Origin of the sequence: Methylotenera sp. N17 (assembly GCF_000799155.1) — a bacterium.
Classification (GTDB): Bacteria; Pseudomonadota; Gammaproteobacteria; order Burkholderiales; family Methylophilaceae; genus Methylophilus.
Map to the genome: position 1 here is coordinate 1,937,611 of NZ_JUGE01000001.1, position 18,771 is coordinate 1,956,381.

14 protein-coding genes are annotated in these 18,771 nt (G+C 39.3%); 7 read left to right on the top strand and 7 right to left on the bottom strand.

Features of this window, described 5'->3' with window-relative positions:
- Window positions 1–99: 99 nt before the first annotated feature.
- The 6 genes from FG11_RS09145 to epsL form a co-directional block, all read right to left on the bottom strand.
- Window positions 100–1,110: an EpsD family peptidyl-prolyl cis-trans isomerase gene (locus FG11_RS09145; protein WP_047534505.1), complete on the bottom strand. Its 1,011-nt coding sequence runs from the start codon at window positions 1,108–1,110 to the stop codon at window positions 100–102.
- A 454-nt stretch (window positions 1,111–1,564) separates the two neighbouring features.
- Window positions 1,565–2,404, bottom strand: coding sequence for a PEP-CTERM sorting domain-containing protein (locus FG11_RS09150; protein WP_052185007.1), 840 nt, complete (start codon window positions 2,402–2,404; stop codon window positions 1,565–1,567).
- Window positions 2,405–2,477: 73 nt separating this feature from the next.
- Window positions 2,478–3,368 carry a PEP-CTERM sorting domain-containing protein gene (locus FG11_RS09155; protein ID WP_047534507.1) on the bottom strand — a complete coding sequence of 297 codons (891 nt, stop codon included), beginning with the start codon at window positions 3,366–3,368 and terminating at the stop codon, window positions 2,478–2,480.
- Window positions 3,369–3,848: 480 nt separating this feature from the next.
- A complete protein-coding gene (locus FG11_RS09160) occupies window positions 3,849–6,584 on the bottom strand; it encodes a TonB-dependent receptor (RefSeq protein ID WP_235276371.1) in 2,736 nt (911 codons plus the stop codon).
- Between the two features lie 395 nt (window positions 6,585–6,979).
- Entirely contained in the window at window positions 6,980–8,020 is a 1,041-nt protein-coding gene (locus FG11_RS09165; RefSeq protein ID WP_047534512.1) for a TIGR03790 family protein, read from the bottom strand.
- 29 nt (window positions 8,021–8,049) lie between these two features.
- Complete coding sequence (gene epsL / locus FG11_RS09170; RefSeq protein ID WP_047534515.1) at window positions 8,050–9,225, bottom strand: XrtB/PEP-CTERM-associated polysaccharide biosynthesis outer membrane protein EpsL; 1,176 nt, start codon at window positions 9,223–9,225, stop codon at window positions 8,050–8,052.
- 247 nt (window positions 9,226–9,472) lie between these two features.
- On the opposite strand from epsL, the gene FG11_RS09175 reads away from it, so the two are divergent.
- The 7 genes from FG11_RS09175 to FG11_RS13305 all read left to right on the top strand — a co-directional run bounded on the left by FG11_RS09175 (window position 9,473) and on the right by FG11_RS13305 (window position 15,940).
- A complete protein-coding gene (locus tag FG11_RS09175; RefSeq protein WP_235276372.1) occupies window positions 9,473–10,945 on the top strand; it encodes an undecaprenyl-phosphate glucose phosphotransferase in 1,473 nt (490 codons plus the stop codon).
- Window positions 10,946–11,028: 83 nt separating this feature from the next.
- Window positions 11,029–11,226: a hypothetical protein gene (locus tag FG11_RS09180; protein WP_047534517.1), complete on the top strand. Its 198-nt coding sequence runs from the start codon at window positions 11,029–11,031 to the stop codon at window positions 11,224–11,226.
- A gap of 213 nt (window positions 11,227–11,439) precedes the next feature.
- Window positions 11,440–12,624, top strand: coding sequence for a HindVP family restriction endonuclease (locus tag FG11_RS09185; protein ID WP_047534520.1), 1,185 nt, complete (start codon window positions 11,440–11,442; stop codon window positions 12,622–12,624).
- 69 nt (window positions 12,625–12,693) lie between these two features.
- Entirely contained in the window at window positions 12,694–13,587 is an 894-nt protein-coding gene (locus tag FG11_RS09190; protein ID WP_047534523.1) for a DNA cytosine methyltransferase, read from the top strand.
- 1,055 nt (window positions 13,588–14,642) lie between these two features.
- Window positions 14,643–14,852 carry a CopG family transcriptional regulator gene (locus tag FG11_RS09195; RefSeq protein ID WP_047534526.1) on the top strand — a complete coding sequence of 70 codons (210 nt, stop codon included), beginning with the start codon at window positions 14,643–14,645 and terminating at the stop codon, window positions 14,850–14,852.
- A gap of 21 nt (window positions 14,853–14,873) precedes the next feature.
- Window positions 14,874–15,236, top strand: a complete 363-nt coding sequence (locus tag FG11_RS09200) for a hypothetical protein (RefSeq protein ID WP_047534528.1) — start codon at window positions 14,874–14,876, stop codon at window positions 15,234–15,236.
- Window positions 15,237–15,433: 197 nt separating this feature from the next.
- Window positions 15,434–15,940, top strand: a complete 507-nt coding sequence (locus tag FG11_RS13305; RefSeq protein ID WP_052185008.1) for a hypothetical protein — start codon at window positions 15,434–15,436, stop codon at window positions 15,938–15,940.
- A 51-nt stretch (window positions 15,941–15,991) separates the two neighbouring features.
- Here the strand turns inward: FG11_RS13305 and FG11_RS09210 are convergent, their stop codons facing one another.
- Window positions 15,992–18,613: a DotA/TraY family protein gene (locus FG11_RS09210; RefSeq protein ID WP_047534530.1), complete on the bottom strand. Its 2,622-nt coding sequence runs from the start codon at window positions 18,611–18,613 to the stop codon at window positions 15,992–15,994.
- Window positions 18,614–18,771: the final 158 nt, after the last annotated feature.

The following is an 18,771-nucleotide window of genomic DNA, read 5'->3' on the forward strand; positions in this document are numbered from 1 at the left end:
TTCGTATTCCCTATTGTTTAAATCTGGCCAGCGTTCTGCATGATGGCGTAACGGCATTGTGGCTTATCCATGCCAAATCCACTACGCAGCCACGATAAATTACAATCCTGATAGCCCTTTTTCCACATGTTCAGCCAACGGTTTAGCTGGGTTTGCGCTTGGTGGGGTTGCAGCAGGCGCCACTGGCACCTCCGCCGACTTGGCTTCTAGGGGTGCCGCCGCATTGGCCTGACCCTTCGCATCAGGCTCATACGCTTTATCCAGATACACCACTTTGGCAGCCGCACGCAGATTCTTCATCTCCAACTCTGCTACCGCTTTGCGCTTATTGCCAAACAAAATACGCTCAATTAAAGGTGTGGAATCTTTTTCAGCAACAGGCGCGTCTTTGACCTCTTGAATACGGGCAATCAAATTGGTTTCTTTGGCTCGCACAAAAATGATATCACTCACTTTCATCTTACCTAACTGCTCTAACAATTGCTGCGGCAGTGTCTCGGCCGCATGTGCTGCTTGTGTGCGTCTATATTTAATGCTGCGTTTATCTAGCAAGGCTGTAATTTCTTCCATTGTTTTTGCTGCATCCACTTCAGTTTTGAGCGCATCACTATAAGTATTTGCAGGCAACATAATCTCATCCATGATGTATACCTTACGATTCGCAAAAATCTGCGGATGTTGGTTACGATACGCTGCAACCTCTGCAGCAGTAGGCTTAGGTGTCTTTGATATTTTTTCTTCGATATAAGCTTGTGCCAGTATTTGCGACTTTGCGTTTTCTAGTGCCTGCAGCACTTGTGGATTACGATCCAGCTTCGCCTTGATTGCCTCTTGCACGATAATTTGGCGGTCAATCAACCCTTGCACGACTTGTTTAGCCGCCGCTTCTTTCTGCTCTGGCTTAACATTTGCACGCTGCAATTCATTATTGATTTGATGCACGGTAATTTCATCGCCATTCACTCTTGCAATCGTTTGCGAGGAATGCGTCTCCGATGTTCCTTCTTTACTGCCACAAGCATTTAACGAGACAAAAGCCATGACCATCACCAAACATTTAGCGCTTAAGTAGACATTCGCCAGCGGGGACTTTAACGAATCAATATGCATCAAAATTCCTTATAAACTATTTAAAACAACAAATTATGTAACGTTAGCCGATTGCCAATATGCACGCTTTGCGGCTTGTTACAAAAAAAATTGCCCACAACGCCAAAGCTGTTGCGAGCAGACATGCCATCACAATCCAACGCAATAAATACAGCTCTGAATAAGGCGGTATGGATTGATTTAACGTAAAAAAATATGAGTAATTCTCATGATTAATAAAAAGCAATGTAAACGTAATACGCGTATTAATATTGAAGCGACAACACAACTGGAAGCTACTCTAACATCGTTAAGTTACATTTAAATGACCAATAGTCTTTCAAACAACCAATACGCTTTTAAACAACCAATACGCTTTTAAACAACCAATACGCTTTCAAACAACCAATACGCTTTTAAACAAATAAGTGGCATTCAAACCAATGAATGCCACCAAAGCTACAGACTTACTTGATTATTTTTGTTTACGACGACGCGCAACTGCGCCCATCAAGCCCAAACCAGCCAAGAACATGGCATACGTTTCTGGCTCTGGCACTGCAGTCACTGCCAATACATCTAGACGACCACCAGCCGCATTAAAGGATGGCGTTCCCCACCATTGACTGCCATCGTTTGCAATGCCAAGACCAGTAGAACGCACTCTGATCCAAGCATACGCATTAGGCAATCCAGCATTTTGGCTATCCACAGCATTAGCTAGCAAGGCTGCCACGGAGAAACCATTGTAGCCGTCTTCACCGTTCAAGAAATCCAATGTGGAAAATTGACCATTGACAAAAGTGCCTGCAGTGAAATTGATTTCCTGCTCCCATGCAGGATCACTAGAAGGGTTATTACCCCAGTTATTACCCACACCACTTGAACTTAATGTACCGCCTTCCGCAAACTCAATACCGCTAGTAGCTAGGCCGCTTACCGTTCTAAAACTGTCATTGGTCAGATTTTCTGTACCAGCAAAATTGATTTCAAAAGAAGAAATAAAGATAGAACCAGTGCCTGATGAGAATTGATTCAAACCATTGAGACTGATTGTTGTACGCACACCACTCGCGCCATCACCTAAGTTCAAGTCTGATAAATCAGTAAATGTGATAGTACCCACAGAAGTTGCGGTACCGCCGGAAGCTGTAGCAAAATCACCTTTTGGCAATGCGCTGCTAGTTGCAGCGGTAGGTGTGCCGTTATTTGCAAGATAATCAAAGTTGAATGTCACCGTTGCTGCGTTTGCTGCAACTGAAGACACTGCAAATAACGCCCCTAATACTGCTTGTTTTAAAATTTGTGTGTTCATAAAAATCCCTCTTAAATTAATATTATTTTAAGAAGGCGCACAACCTGCATGCGCCCTCTATTTCCATTTTTAATTAAACCTTGCGACGACGACGTGCTACCGCGCCCATGACACCTAAGCCCGCCAACATCATGGCGTAGCTTTCTGGCTCTGGCACTGCAGTGACAGCAACATAACCACCGATATAACCACCCACTACAGACTGACCTTCCTCACCAGCCTGAAAAAAGCCAATCGCTTTATCACCTAACGCATAGTTAGTAGCATTTGTTTTCACAAAAAACAAACCACTCCAAGGGTTACCCTCACTCACACTGAAATCACCTTTTTGGCGGACAGCTGTTTCATCCAGCGCAACTGTACCGTTATAAGTGTAATCAGAGGTTTGTGCCGCTTGATACATGCGCAAATCGTAATCCGTTGCAAACGTCCAAGCTACAGAAGGCGATACACCACCAGTAGATGCATTGTAACGATACAAGTAATTAGCCTCTTCGTTGTTATTTACAACATTCAGATAGCGAGTAGCAAATACCAAGCTATTATCAGCACTGTCACGATATACAAAATCAAAGATATCCGCCTGCGCAGAACCCGGCGCCAAATCGACACCTGTTGTTACACGCCAATCGAGTAAAGTCAGTGTACCGGTACCTGTAGTATTGGTACCGGTATAAGTACGATAATTAATCGCGGTTGCGACCACTTCGCCAGCAGCATTCCCACTAATATACTCAAAAGTATCAATATCTCTTACGATCGGATCATATCCAGCCAAATACGTAGCACTCACAGTCTCAATATAAAACCGATCAGCAGGACTATTCGCACCATTTAAGATACCGCCATTACCTGTAGTTAAAACACCACCTACACCATCCGTTAAGCTTACAAAGTTACCCGCCGAGGCTGAGGCCGCCGACGTAATCAACGCTACTGCTAATGCAATTGATTTTAATTTCATAACGTTCTCCTATTTCAAAACTACTTATAAACAAACCACTTGGTACTTAAAACACAAAGTTCAACATCTTAGCTAAGCAAGCATTTAACAAAAGCAATCCAATTTCACTTGGAAAACACATGCTTAACTCAACTGCTGGAATGACGACAAAACTGTCACTTTGCTATTTCTGCAAAAAACGTACCATGAATTTATTTAAAAGTGTTATTCGATGTATTTCATACTTTCGCTGCTAGGCCAATCAAATCGAAAAATAAATAAACATATTAAAAACATACACATACAAATTAAAAATATCAGAGATATTTAGTTATAGTCGCAACCAATAGCCCGATTGGACTAATGCAAAATAAAAATTGAAATGTATTGAAATAAGCTATGCATCATATCTACCGAAGTTAAGCACCCAACCCTTGGCTATTAACAGCCACTCTGGCTAATAGCAACCACACTCACACAGCAACATCTAATACAGCACAGCTATTGTGATTTTCCTGTTTGAGATTGTTTGATTTTTTTCCAATCTAAATCAAATTCCAAACCGAGCCACGCCGCTCTTGGCGCACCCGGACCGATAAAGGTAGTGTTATTCCATGCCGAATCTTCTCTCGGCCCAGCACCGCCGCCATATTGGAATGTGCCTTGCGCTGAAAACGGATTCAACCCGAGATCGCCAGCAGTGGCATAATTTTTATTAAATAAGTTGTCCACTTTGACAAATAAGGTAACACCATGGTCGAATTTATAATTCGCTTTAAGGTTGAATGTGGCATAACCCGAGATTTTCCCGTCACCTATATAATCATAAACGTCACGATCAGGCGAACCATCCAGCGGATTCCCTGGGGATGCTACATCGACATTTAAAGCTGCACGTGGTCGATGTTTATTATTCTCATTACCTCTTACATAAGAAAAAGAATGCATCACCATGCCCAGCGTCGCATCAAAGCGGTCAGTGAATCGATAGTTCCAGTTAGCTTGCACAATATGATTAGGCATGCCCGGCAACTGGTCGCCCGGCTTAACATTGACATAAGCCTGACCTGTAACAGCAGATGTATTTGTACTATTTGCGTTATTGATAAGCTGCGAAGGCGATTCAAAAGTCGCGCGCATAAATGTGTAGTTGAGCGCGAGTTTACTGTTACCAAACTCTCCCTTCATTCCCATTTCTACGCCTTGTCGCAAGGTCTGCCCAAAGTTATCAAATACCCCGCGATTTTTTCGCCCCAGCGGTATAAACAATATATCGTTTTTGAGTTCGGTTCTAAACAAGCCTACGTTCCAGCTAAAGGCATCTTGTCCACCACGCATACCAGTTTCATAGCTGGTTGAACGTACTTGTTTCAGATACGGGTCAGCCGATAACGCTGTTGGAATATTGCAACCATACTGAAAATTTGTGCTGTTTCCCTCGGTCCCTTTATCGTCTTTGGCACAACCTAATTCAATCACCGTAGGAGTTCGAGCACCACGACTGACATTGCCATACACGGTCAAATCCTCTTGGGGCTCCCAAGCAACACCTATAGACGGATTAAAACTACGATAGTCGTAGTCACCTGTTGAGCAGATAAACCGAGCAAAAGGATCACTACTGCCCGCGAAGGTACAGCGAGTATTACTTCTTGGATTGCGATTGCCATTGAGCAATAATGGCTCAAGGTTAAAATTATAAAGATCATTCCCACGATCAGAAAGCAGGCGATTTTTGACGTTGGTCCAATTGTAACGGGCGCCATAGGTGATATGCCAATTATCAACAGGCGACCAGGTATCACTAAAAAAGATACTTTTGCTGCGACTGCTACCCGTTAGATTATTACGCACAATACCCGGGAAACTTGTTTCCACCCGACGGACGGATTGAAAGTAAGGATCTGTTGTTAAAGTGACATTATGATCAGCATCCACCACTCCGAGCGCTTGTGACTGCATAAACTTGATGCGTGTCTCATCTAAATTAGCCCCAGCTGCAATCTGATGCTCTTCAGTTTCCCAAGTAAATTGTAATGCGCTGCCCTTTAAAGTCTGTTTAGATTCAGATAAATTGAACAAGCCATTCAATGTACCGACATCATCCACACCATCTCCATCAGCATCGGGCCCACCCCACTGAGACTGCAATGCGCGGTATGAATCATAGATATCGGCACCAACTGCTTGTTGATGCAGATTACGGCGATAGGCTAGAGCAGAAATGCTCATGTGATCACTAACATCCAAACGGCCATTCAAGTTGTAATGTGCCAACTCGTTTTTCACACCATCAGGTGAGGTAAACACCGAACTACGATCCACATCTGCCATTTCAAAAGGCAGCATACCATTACCTGTTAAGCTGGAGTTCGCATTCAACACACTAAAATTAATCTCGCCCAGCGGCAAGCGAATCGTTGCCGCATTATAGAGTTGACGCACATTACTAGGCGAGTTATCACGCCAACCATCCTCTTCAAAGTGGTTATAAGCGGTAAAAAAGCCAAAATTTCCCACATTAAAACCATTAGAAAACTGCATTTGCTCACGCCCCCATGCACCGCCCAGCAACTGCGCTCTTAGGTGTGCATCGGTAAAGCCATTTTTGGTACGCAGTGCCAATGCACCACCTAAAGTATTGAGTCCAAACATAGGGTTGGAACCGGGTATCAAATCTAGACTGGCAATGGCGTTCATAGGAATCATGTCCCAATTCACCACCTCGCCAAACGCCTCATTCACACGCACACCATCCAAATACACAGAGATGCCTTGTGGCGTACCAATGGAAGGGGATGCGGTGAACCCACGGAAATTTAAATCTTGTTGAAATGGATTACCGTTGTAATCATTCACCGTGACAGACTGTAATTGCGAGTTCATAAACTCCGTGACATTTAGCGCCCTGGACTCTGCAATCTCTTTACCTGAAGCGCTCTGGATGTTGGTAGTGGACAGTCCGCGATCAATAATCAACCCTGGTAACGGTGTGACGATGCGGCTCTTCTTTGCCTTCACCTCCACTTTATCCAGCACTATGGTTTTTTCATTTACACCTGTCGGTTTTACATTGCTAGGCTTGGATTCTGTGGTGCTTGGTTTAGGGTCGGCTTTATTGACTTGCGGATTATTTTGATTGGGTTGTTTTTCCTCTGCCATGACCTGAGTAGCCAGCGCTGCAGCAAGCGCACACAGCAAGAAAATGTTACGAGGTACCGGCAATAAAGAAAACATTAACAACCCTTGGACAAACCACATTATCTGAACAGGGTTTTTCAGCAACTTCTATACCAAACGGGCCCACACACTCAGGCTTGTTGGGCCTTTCTAACAAGCGTCCTCTACACGTCATTGAGCGGCATCTATTCACGCGTACATCAACGACTTAACATTGCTATCAAAATAAGTAGTTAGCGCGGAATGTTCAGACAATACTTATCTATTGCGGCAGATGGACGCCATCAAACGTGAGAAGTGGTCATAAACAATGCAGCCTAGCGACAGCAGGCACGTATGAATAGATGGTTAAAACTGGCTGATATAAACCATAGCTTGGTTCTTATCAGCCATGCGCAACCACCAACATTAAGTAGGTGTGTTTGGCTTTACGGATATTGATGGATATGAGGCTAGCGGCCAAATGGCGCCGCTAAGGGCTCACCTACAAACAGGCCTTGCATCGGCCAAGCCACGCTTTTCCAGTAGGCTTCAATGGCAGAGTTCCCCATGCTATACCACTTGAGCATCACCATGGGATGTGGAAATTTTTGCCAATGGTTACAAGGCTCAGAAACGGTACCATAACTTGCCGTCGCCCCTGCGTTCAGCCAATGCAAAGCAGTGGCCTGATGTTTCCCGTTCAAATCCCCGCCAAATGACGTCAGGTGATCGGCCAATGCGCCAGGTAAGAACTTTAAAGTTTCCAAGCCCTCAACCCAAGGCAAACCAGTCTGATAAATCATCACATCCTGTGCACCCAGCAACTTATCTGATTGCATGGTCATGATACCCAATCCGCTGCCGGGAATACTGGCGCCATTGGGTGGGAAATACTGCGCTCGAATACTACGCGCTTTATCTGAAGTATTCAGATAGTACGCCGTTGAACGGAACACGCCCATATCACTGACCACCCCTCGGTCGATTAGCGATTTCGCTTGCGCAAAGGTTTCGGTAGGTAGCAGCATCGTTAAGCGAATACCAACATCTGTGAACGGCTTACGTGAGGCAGTATTGAAATAAGGGTTCAGCTTGCCCGCAGCACATGTATTTTTGCATTGCTCAGGGTCATAGCCAAAACTCAGCGCCGACGTAATCGAATTACAATCTACGGCATAGGGCGTTTTCCATACCAATACCAAGGCCTGAATAGATGCGTTAAGTTGGGTTTCAATCTCCCACTTCAATCGCGTAAAGTCGGCCAAACCCAACTTAGCCTTACCCGCTGTCGGCAGCGTCACATGTAATATATTTTTTGCAGGAATGCCTCGTGCAACGCGATAATACTCACCCACCTTCACACTCAATGCATCCGCATCATTAACGACCACAGCCACTTCATCGGGTGTTAAGTGACTGCGTGAAGGCGTTACTAGTAAGCTATTGCCTGCAGCGAAAACACACTGCATCACAGCCATCAACAAGCCAATAGAACATACAAAATGACGCATCAATGTACCAAAAACACAGAAACTATGGTCTAAAAGAAAAGCTGTGCCGAGAGGCTTGCACTGTTGTCACTAAAATCCAACGAAGACTCAGTAGACTCACGCGCACTGTGTTGCAAGCTACCACCCAAGGTCACACTGCGCCAAGGTTTCCAACTGAATGATAACGACAACGCTTTACCACGGTCTTTGCGGTTGATATCTGGCAAGCCCAGCACACTATTACCTTCAAACCGTCTATCAGAAAGACTTGCACTCATTTGTAATGATAATTTATCTGAGATTAGCCACGATGGTGACACTGCAAAAGTATCCATCACGGTGTAACTGCTGGTAAATGTTTGAAAACTGGCAAGCTCACGCGATGCCGTCGTAACTATCTGCAGCTTAGCGGTAGGCAACCAAATATAACTGATATTGCCGAACACACCAGAGTAGTCGCGATTTGAAAGATTCTCATATTCGCGATCAAGATACCCTAGCTTGCTACTAATTCTTGACTTACCTGTCAGCACCCAATCTAAAGTCGCATTGGTTTCACGCTCATCAAAATTAGCATCAAAAAAATTAGAGATAAGATTATTATTTTCACCTTTTTTGCCAAGCAACATCACGCCCATCGCACTGCCCGAAGGGAAGACGTACTTCAATCCGGCGTTTACAGAGTCTTGTGAGTAATCCGATTGCTCATTAAATACCTGACTGTTTCTCAAATCAAAATAAGAAATCCCTGCCAGTAAATGCCAGTTGCCATGAGGTGTCCAATCAATATCAAAACGATGTGATCTTGTTGTACGGATATTGGTGGCTCGATAGTCGCGATAATCCTGAAAGTTATTGAGCGATTCCGTTCTATCAGATGACAAGTTACCGGTCAGGTAAGGGGTAAGCGCCCACAGCCATGCAAGCTTGTATTCGTTCGCATCAAAATCAAGGAAGTCATAATTCTGGTAGCGGTAAGCCGTTCTCGTGTAGTCTGCTTTAAAACGTTGTAATGAATACTGCTTATCAAAACGTACGCCGGCAAAACCGGTGGTAATGTTGTCCCAGCGCTCTTTACGGCCAGCCACTGTTCTCATATCACGATCAGACGACACTCTGAATACATTGTCGTCATACTGCTGGTTCACACCTGCAACGATATTAAACGTATCTAATTCATCCGCAAGTGCATCGAGCGAAAATAGCAATACGCTTATATTCAGCATGTGAACAATACAATGTCTTCTCAACTTTACAACCTTTATGAATAACGAATTTCAGCGTTGATTTGCGTCTTGATTTACCACAAACGCATATATAAGCAAAAATCGTGCAGAGCAGAATTCAGTCTGCCTTGCATTTGCCCTATGACAGCTTGATCGGCGGTCTGCCAATATCTTACTGGTACAGTTATTGCTATTTATGACGTTCATGCATATTTATTAAAAAATTCATTTAGCGCACGTTACTTTCATGCAAAATGACTTTTTATCGCCAACTACCAACCCTACTTTCACCCTTTTATCGTCAATGAATGCTCACAACACCAATCCACCCGTGCATAAAACAACCACCATCACCATTGCACGCGAAAATACTATTCATATAGTAGAAGCTTTTCTTGACCCTCTTGTGACAGTTTTCACACTTTGGGCTATCGCTATTTATTTAGAGGGCACATTACCCCCCTCCTATCTCATTTTGTCGATTATTGTGTTTTCCGTGTCGTACCCAGGGCACTCCAAAATACAGCGCACTACTTGGCAAATTGTCAAAAACACATTAGTCAGTTGGAGCTTATTTGCACTCCTGTTCTTAGGTTTTGGTCAGATGACCCACTCTATCAATTTGTTTCCCTATGAAGCGATTGTGTTGTGTATATTTTTAACCCCCGTACTGCAACTCATGGCCAACTTCGGGTTACGTACGTTTGCTCCCGCATTAATTAAACTGCAAGGGCCTGCAAAGCGCGCCATTATTGCCGGTATGAATGAGCAAGGCCTTGCACTCGCTGACCGCTTAATGCAATCCGAATATGAAGCTATCGAACTCAAAGGATTTTTTGAAGACCGCAGTGTGGATAGAATTCCTAGCCAGTCTCAATATGCCATCTTGGGAAAATTAAGCGAGTTGGGCGGCTACGCAAAAGACCATGACATCAATATCATTTATCTATCATTACCCATGGCCAGCCAACCCAGAGTACTCAACTTGCTGGATGACCTTAAAGACACCACCGCCTCTATTTACTTCGTACCGGATATATTCTTAACAGACTTAGTGCAAAGCCGTGTCAGTGAAGTAGATGGCATTCCTGTAGTGGCAGTATGCGAGAGTCCTTTTATGGGATTTTCCGGAATTACAAAACGCTTAGCCGACCTGATATTTTCAATCATCATTTTGATACCGGCGTTGCCATTGCTACTACTGATTGCTATTGGGATTAAACTCAGCTCCCCAGGCCCAGTGATTTTCAAACAAAGGCGCTATGGTCTTGATGGCAAAGAAATTATCATCTATAAATTTCGCTCAATGTCGGTGTGTGAAGATGGCAATGCAATCTCTCAAGCGCAAAAAGATGATGCCCGTACTACACCATTTGGTGCGTTTTTGCGCAAAACATCGCTAGATGAACTGCCACAACTGATTAATGTACTACAAGGCAGAATGAGCGTGGTTGGCCCAAGACCGCATGCGGTTGCGCACAATGAAATGTACCGCAAGCTGATCAAAGGCTACATGATTCGCCACAAAGTAAAACCTGGCATTACCGGCTGGGCGCAAGTCAATGGTCTGCGCGGAGAAACCGAAACCTTAAATAAAATGCAGTCGCGCATTGATTATGATCTTGAATATCTGCGTCATTGGAGCATGCGCTTTGACTTACACATCATATTCAAAACAATCTGGGTCATATTATTCAATAGACAGAAAAACGTTTATTAATAGCCGCCTTCCATCGTGACTATTTACACTCAGGCAAAAGCTGCATTACCTATTGGCTGAAATAGCCAGCTCAAACAATCTGGTTGTACCATGACGATTACAAGATCATGGACGATTACAAGATCATGGACGATTACAAGATCATGGACGATTACAAGATCATGGACGATTACAAGATCATGGACGATTACAAGATCATGCGCGCAGAATCAGGGCGAAAAAAATCCCCAATTAAGGGGATGATGGCGGAGAGCGAGGGATTATCACTGCTACCACCATGAAATGCTTCAATCACAAGCTATATCAAGAACTAAGTATAATTTTAGTTAAAAAGTGCTACCAAAAATTCGATACCATTTTTGCTACCACTCTAATGCGGGTCGAATTATAACTCAAAATTAATAATCTTCAACTGAATAATCAATCAATTAACTTGTTACGAATATACAAGGTCGCTAAAATTAAACAATTGATAATTAATATAGATAAAAACAATGACTGAAGAGACAGTAGTAGTGTTACCTGGACTTTACGGGATAAAAAAGTCTAATAGAACAGGTATACATCTTTGGGGTAAAAATCAGTTTAATAGCACCTTTCCTGCTGCTCTAGCTTGTTGGATGAGAGACCAAGGATTAAAGCCAGTATATATAAGTCTAAACCCAGATTTAAAAACTAAAGTTAGTGATGAGAAGTTAACTTTTGATGATGTATTTAATTCAAAAGCTCCTACAGAAGAGTTAGATTTTCATTTTGAAACTGTCTATGAGCCATACAAACCATATGATTTTGATAAATTGGATCATATTGATTTAGTTGTCAAAAAGGATAAAGATTATTTAAGACCATTAGAAGTAAAGCTAACAGTCTTGCCTGACAATGCTACTGAAAAGAAAGCTAACCAAGCATTGTGGGGTGCTGAATTAGTAATAAGACCAGATTCAACATCATATGCAGCACTGGGAATCTATCACTCATTAAAATCAAAATCAGTTGAAATAAGAAAAATTCTTGAATCTGCTGAACAAATTAGTGATTGGGAAAATAAAGCAGAAATTATCAATCATAAAGATTTGATAATTGATACTTTAGACATCTTTCAATCTAAATACTGTTCATATCAACAACCATTTTTAATGCAACCCATTTGGAAGACCTTAGGTAAAAGTCCAGAGCTAGATGACAATGCCTTTGATATTTTTATATGGAGTGACATGGCTTTATGTAGGTTAATCATTGACCAAGCAAAAAATGAATTGATTGCAGAAGCAAAGAAACTTGAAAAATTGAAAGTTAAATCTGCAAAAACTGGAGTGCCAATTCCAAAAAAATCTACTAAACCAGAAAAAGTTTCTAGATATTTAAGAGCAAGTGCCAGGCTATTAAGGTGTTTATATGATTTGTTTACAAAAGACAAAACTCATATTGATAGAATATTTAGAGGAATGAGTTTAGGTAATCAAACCGATAAAGAGTGTTCTCTTAATGGTGGAGTAACCAATACTTACATGAAGCACCCAAGATTACTTAAACCAGTAATAAAGAAGGAAACACTTGCTAAGTTAATTATAGGTGGAGGTGAAAAGCTATTGAGCCCAGAAAGAAGATTTGATGCAACTATTTACTTTACTGCTGCTCATTTATTTGAAGTTTTAGAAACAGATTACTCTAAAAAATAAGATACAAATATGTTGACAAGAATCTTAGACGTCAATATATTGACGTCAACTTAATTCAAAAAGTATTAAATGAAAACTGTTGATTTGTTTTGTGGTGTTGGTGGATTATCACTAGGCTTTAAAAAAGCTGGTTTTAAAATACTATCGTCTTATGATTACTGGGACAAAGCAGTTCAGGTTTATAAAAACAACTTCAAGCACCCAGTTCAGCAATTTGACCTTTCCAATAGTGAGTTAGCATCCTTAGAAATTAATAGATTTAATCCAGAGATAATTATTGGTGGTCCACCATGCCAAGACTTTTCTCATGCAGGTAAGAGAAATGAAGGTGGCAGAGCTGATTTAACATATTCATATGCAAATATCATTCAAACTGTAAAACCAGAATGGTTTGTTATGGAAAATGTAGATAGAGCAAAAAATAGTGTCACATATTCCAAAGCAAGGGAAATTTTTAAAAATGCTGGATATGGATTAACTGAAAAAGTATTAGATTCCAGTTTTTGTGGAGTGCCACAAAAAAGAAAGAGATTTTTTTGTATTGGTAAACTTAATGCAGAAGATGATTTTTTAAATGAAATTCTAACTTCTGGATTAAGTAAAAATCCTATGACATTAAGAAGCTATTTTGGTGACGAGCTAAATCTAGAACACTATTATAGACACCCAAGAAATTATAGTCGTAGAGGTGTTTTTTCTATAGATGAGCCAGCACCAACAATCAGAGGTGTGAATCGACCTGTACCACCAAACTATACTCAACATAAAGGTGACCCAGTAGGTTTAGATAATATCAGACCATTAACCACTGCTGAAAGAGCAAGAGTTCAAACATTCCCAAGTACATTTGTTTGGACGGGTTCAAAAACTGACATGGAACAGATGATTGGTAATGCTGTGCCTGTTGAGTTGGCTAAATATGTAGGTAAAGCAATTATGAAATACATTAAACAAAATTCATAACAGGTTAGAAAATGGATGAACAATTTAAAAGTTGGTTAATTGAAAATAAACAACTGAATCCTAGATCAGCAAGTGATGTTTTGTGCAGAATCAAAAGAGTAAATCTTTTAATCCCGATAAGTCTTGATATGCCTAATCACAAAATACTATATGATTTATCTTGTCACCATGAATTTATAAACTTTACAACAAGTGTGAAAAGCCAATTAAAAAGGTCAGTTAATCTTTATTATGAGTTCGTGAGTTTAAAACACAATATATAGTAAAAATTAAGATTTAAACCGCAGCATATTGATTAATGCTTAATAATACACTATATATTGTAATATTTTTACAATAAACCACAATATGTAGTTGACAAAATCTTAAATTGTTTTATAGTAATTATGATTTAGACGAATGTAATTAGGAAAAGCTTAAGACTATTTCTCTACAAGTATAACTCTCGTAATTCCTAATTATTACAACTAACCACAGCAATGTGGTTTTTTTGTGCCTATTGACTTTGATAAATTATTTACTAAATTAAAGATTGTAGGGAAATAGTATTATTCGTCTAAATCACGGTTCGTACTATATTCAGTAAGCTAGTAATAGTTTGGAAAGCAGACGACTCGTTAAACAAAAGCAACTGCACATGAGTATGCCAACACTACTAGAACGACTTACAACACCAATTTAATAATAGGTGAAAGTGTTTAGAATGGGAAGTTGGATAGACACAAGGGAAGACAATCAGCAGACCCCCCAACTGTATTTTTAAGAATACGAACTGCGAAGTAGAGAAAACTTAAATTATTCTCACCCGATGCTATGTGGTAGTAATCACAATAGTATTTTGGAAAAAAGTCAGGGTGAACCAAATTTTAAAAAAATCTGGTTCCTTAGGGTAAGACTTTTCCGAAACCGTGTGATAGCACGGTGAGGCAAAGTCGAAGAACTTAAGATCTTAAGGGGTAGATCTGTCTACAATATATAGATTAGTAATCTGTAATGATAGTTGACATACTGATAAAGTAAGGTAAAATTAGGTATAAAGTAAAGGAGATATTACCATGTCAGAAATAGTTAAAACATCATTTAATCTTTCTAAAGATATTTTAAATCAACTTGAAGCAATGGCAAAAACAAGAGGAGTATCTAAAGCAGATATCCTAAGGCAAGCTATTGCTAATCAAAAGTTCTTTATTGATACTGAATCAAGTGGTGGTAAGATTCTTATTGAAGAGGAAGACAAATCTCTTAAAAGAGTAATTTTTCGCTAACTATAATAGTGTGGTACACCAATGTCAGTAGAAACTGAAAACGAACCAGTTGAAGCTATTGAGGAGTTAGATTTAGAGGATTCAGCTAACTCAGTTGCTTTCTCAAGAACTCCTGAACCAGTAGCACCAGTTACTAAAACATATAATCATCAACAGCATCAAGAAAGTTTTAGAGGCTGGATTGCTATATTACTAATTATCTTATTAGCTATAATAGTAATTTATTGTTTATGTTTTTTATCAAATCTACCCCAAACAGATGCAGATAAATCTTTAAATAACTTGATACAGATATTGCAAGTTGTTTTTGGACCGCTAGTTACATTAGTAGCAACAGCAGTAGGCTATTATTTTGGTGCAAATTCTAAAAGTTCAAATGATTGATTAATAAACCATTGAACCAGTTGACATTTAACTAATATCAAATATATTAATAGCTGAGTTATGTGATTCCCAAGATTCATAACTCTTCTTATACAAACTAACACCAGCAATGGTGTTTTTTTGTATTTAAAAGCACTTCACTTGCATTCTTACAAATATTTATTAAGATAAAAGTTGAAGATATAGGAGCAGTAATTATGAGTGGTGATCAATTTAACAATGCCAATTATTGGAGAAATCAGAGTTCTACTGAAGCTGATAAACTTCAAAGAGAAAAAGAAAAAAATCGTAAAGAAAATGAAGCTAGAGCTGAACAACAGCAAAGGGATCAATTTCAAGCCACTAATAATTTACATTATTTAAATCATAAAATTAGTGAACAAGAAAAGGAAATTGAATACTACAAAAGTTTATTAACTAAACCTATGCGAGAAATAGCAGAGAAAAATCAAGAATTTTTAGAAACTTATCATGAGCAACAGACAATTCTAGGATCATGGGTATTAAATCAAAGAGCATATAAAGAGATTGCAATCAAATTGGGATTGCAAAATGGTCTAACAAAAGAAGAAGTAATTGAAGAGGCTGATAAAATTAAAGAAAAAGTTATAAACAATCAAACGGAATATGATAATAATTTTAATCAAAATGATTGGGAAACATTTTATGCACCAAGAATTAGAGAGAAAATGGGGATTAAGTGATTTTTAAATAATTAAAAGCACCAACAATGGTGCTTTTAATTATCGCTTTAATCAAGCTACAGGTCCAATACCAGTTGGTATGCTTTTTACCTCAGGCTTAGTTGGACCAACAAAATTTTCAGTACCAGGAGCTGGAGCTGGTGTATCAATTATAGGATTTGCTGATTCCATAATACTACTAGCAATATTACTCATTGCTGTTTTAGGAGAGTAATTATGATTTGCATGACCTTGACCACTTGAAACAATCATTTGATTTTGAAATTGTTCAACACCACCAGAAATGCCAGAATCTTTTATAGTATTCAATAAAGAGTCATACTGAGTTGATTTTTCATAATCAGCATTTGTTTTGGGTTGAGAAAAACCAAGTGCATTAGCTTTCTTCTCAGCAGCACCATCACCAAAATTATTATTTAATTTCAATCTATCATTTTCTAAACTCTTTTCATTTTCCATTTTTGTATAATTGTGTGCAGTTTCTTTTATTTTTCCAGTTGCTTCACTAGCTTTTCTACCTATACCTGCACCAACAAATCCACCTACACCAGCAGAAGCAGCTGCACTACCTGCCCCTTTTTCTGAACCTCCAGTAAGTTCTTTTGCATAACTACCAACTGCCTCACCTCCACCACCAATCCATCTTAATAACTCATCTGGAATAATGTGCATAATTGCATGTGTCTGATTCACAAATGCAAACATGATAACTGCATAAATAACTGTTCCAGCAATCAATGAAATAAATGCCATAAATCCATTTACATTCTGGCCAGAGAATGCAAAAACTTGGAAGTAGATTTTATTGATAAATTCACCAATTACAGCAGACATTGCAATTGAAGCAATAAATCCAAAAATCAATAATGCAGGTCTTAATAACAAACCTAATAACATTGTGTATCCATTACCACCACGACCAGTTAAATCGTCACCATTTGGGTGTAAATGCATTACAGCCCATAGTGGCGCAGCTAATAAAGCTATTACACATTGAATTAACCACCCACCTATGCAACCTAACCAAATAATAAATGGAATCATAGGAATTAAGTATGCACATGTGAAACCAACAACCATAAGTGCTGAAATTGGTATCATTAAAAATTGCATAATGACACTTAAAGCACCTAATGTTCCTGCTGAAGCAGCACCAGTTGCTTTTGACATACCTAAAGTAGCTATTGTGGCAATCTCACCTTGAGAAGCTTCTTTTGCTGCTGAAGCAGCAACTGAAATGGCAGTTGTGGCAACCATTGCACTTGTCCAAACACCTAAAATTCTATTTCCCATTTCATTTACAATAATTACTGGGTGACGAGAATCATTTTTTAAATCAAATAAACTAACACCAGAAACAATATCTGCAAGCTTATTACCAATAGCAGCACTGATACCAAATCCTGAGTCATTACTACCTACATTTTCACTTTGAGTTCCGGGAGTTGTTCCAGTCAAACCTTTTTCTTCAGCAGCATTAAGAATATCATTTGCTATTAAATATGAACTTGCATCTGCAAATGTTTGATTGGTAAAAGGTGGATTAACTTCACCTCTTGCAACTGGATATGAAGACAAACCTTCATGAAGCTTATTATTGTTATGCACAATATTATTGAAATAAGCACCAGCTAAAATCCAACCATAATCTTTATTATTAGCTTCTTTTGATTGAGGAATAGTTTTAGCAGCAGTTTGCATATCAGTCATGTAAGTATCTGCAGCCAACTCAATTTTTGCATAATATTTTGAAGCATTATCTCTAACACTATTGTCAGCAACAGCTTCATTAGCTAATGCTTCCATTGATTCAATCATTTTTTTGGTTGCATTTTTAGAAGCAACATTCATTGGAGATAAATCTACAGATTTGAATATATTATCTAGTGGTCCAAGATAACCAGGATTAGTTGAAGCTGGATTCGTGTTGTAAATTGCATTACTATGATTTGGAACATCACCTCTATCAGTTTCAAATTTATCAGGATTATTAGCATAACCACATGCAGATCTTGAAGTTGAATTTGAACCATATCCATAATATGAATTACCGTTTGTAGTTTCAATTCTCTTAAATTGATATTTCCCTAGGTTTAAAGTTGTTCTTGTCTCTTCAGGCATTTCTTCAATAAATCTTTTATGAGCAGCAACACATACAGAAGCTGCAAACATATTTTCTGCTACTTTTGTGAGTTCGTCCTTACCTGTAGTTGGAAAAGTAATATTTGCATTTACAGTTGGTGTGGTTAGATAACCAGTCCAGATAGTGCTTGCTAAACCAACACCCATAGTTATACACATAGCTACTAACTTCATCATTAAGCAATAACCACCAGGAAGAACTGGAAGGATTAAAGCAGTGCCTACTGAATATCTAATTGGTATCCAAACTGAAGAAAACTTTTTTCCTAACATTTCACCATCATGAGCTGTGCCTAATGTGCCAGCTAAAATTGTATAACTTGCTAACAAACCACCTATTATCAAAATAGCACCATTAAAAATACCTATAGCTGCACCAAATTGATCATTACCACCATTAAATAATCCACCAAACAATTGGTCTAAAATTTTTATACTTATATCTTCAGCAGGTGGGTCAAACTGAGCAAATGCTAATGCTGGTAAAACTAACATTGAGATACTGATTAAATATTTGAGAAATTTTTTCATACGAAGCTCCTTATTTTTATTCTTCTTCACTATATAAATTACAACTTTTTTATGAAATGTCAAAAATTTAACTAATCTAAATAATTGATATTATTGAGAAAATTGACAATAAAAACTAATCTATATATGTTGAGTGAATGCCAGAAAGCAAAAAATCA

What these genes read in the sequence shown, in the direction of transcription:
- FG11_RS09145 (WP_047534505.1), bottom strand. Translation starts at nt 1,110, where the DNA reads ATGCATATTGATTCGTTAAAGTCCCCGCTGGCGAATGTCTACTTAAGC.
- FG11_RS09150 (WP_052185007.1), bottom strand. Translation starts at nt 2,404, where the DNA reads ATGAACACACAAATTTTAAAACAAGCAGTATTAGGGGCGTTATTTGCA.
- FG11_RS09155 (WP_047534507.1), bottom strand. Translation starts at nt 3,368, where the DNA reads ATGAAATTAAAATCAATTGCATTAGCAGTAGCGTTGATTACGTCGGCG.
- FG11_RS09160 (WP_235276371.1), bottom strand. Translation starts at nt 6,584, where the DNA reads ATGTTTTCTTTATTGCCGGTACCTCGTAACATTTTCTTGCTGTGTGCG.
- FG11_RS09165 (WP_047534512.1), bottom strand. Translation starts at nt 8,020, where the DNA reads ATGCGTCATTTTGTATGTTCTATTGGCTTGTTGATGGCTGTGATGCAG.
- epsL (WP_047534515.1), bottom strand. Translation starts at nt 9,225, where the DNA reads ATGCTGAATATAAGCGTATTGCTATTTTCGCTCGATGCACTTGCGGAT.
- FG11_RS09175 (WP_235276372.1), top strand. Translation starts at nt 9,473, where the DNA reads ATGCAAAATGACTTTTTATCGCCAACTACCAACCCTACTTTCACCCTT.
- FG11_RS09185 (WP_047534520.1), top strand. Translation starts at nt 11,440, where the DNA reads ATGACTGAAGAGACAGTAGTAGTGTTACCTGGACTTTACGGGATAAAA.
- FG11_RS09190 (WP_047534523.1), top strand. Translation starts at nt 12,694, where the DNA reads ATGAAAACTGTTGATTTGTTTTGTGGTGTTGGTGGATTATCACTAGGC.
- FG11_RS09195 (WP_047534526.1), top strand. Translation starts at nt 14,643, where the DNA reads ATGTCAGAAATAGTTAAAACATCATTTAATCTTTCTAAAGATATTTTA.
- FG11_RS09200 (WP_047534528.1), top strand. Translation starts at nt 14,874, where the DNA reads ATGTCAGTAGAAACTGAAAACGAACCAGTTGAAGCTATTGAGGAGTTA.
- FG11_RS13305 (WP_052185008.1), top strand. Translation starts at nt 15,434, where the DNA reads ATGAGTGGTGATCAATTTAACAATGCCAATTATTGGAGAAATCAGAGT.
- FG11_RS09210 (WP_047534530.1), bottom strand. Translation starts at nt 18,613, where the DNA reads ATGAAAAAATTTCTCAAATATTTAATCAGTATCTCAATGTTAGTTTTA.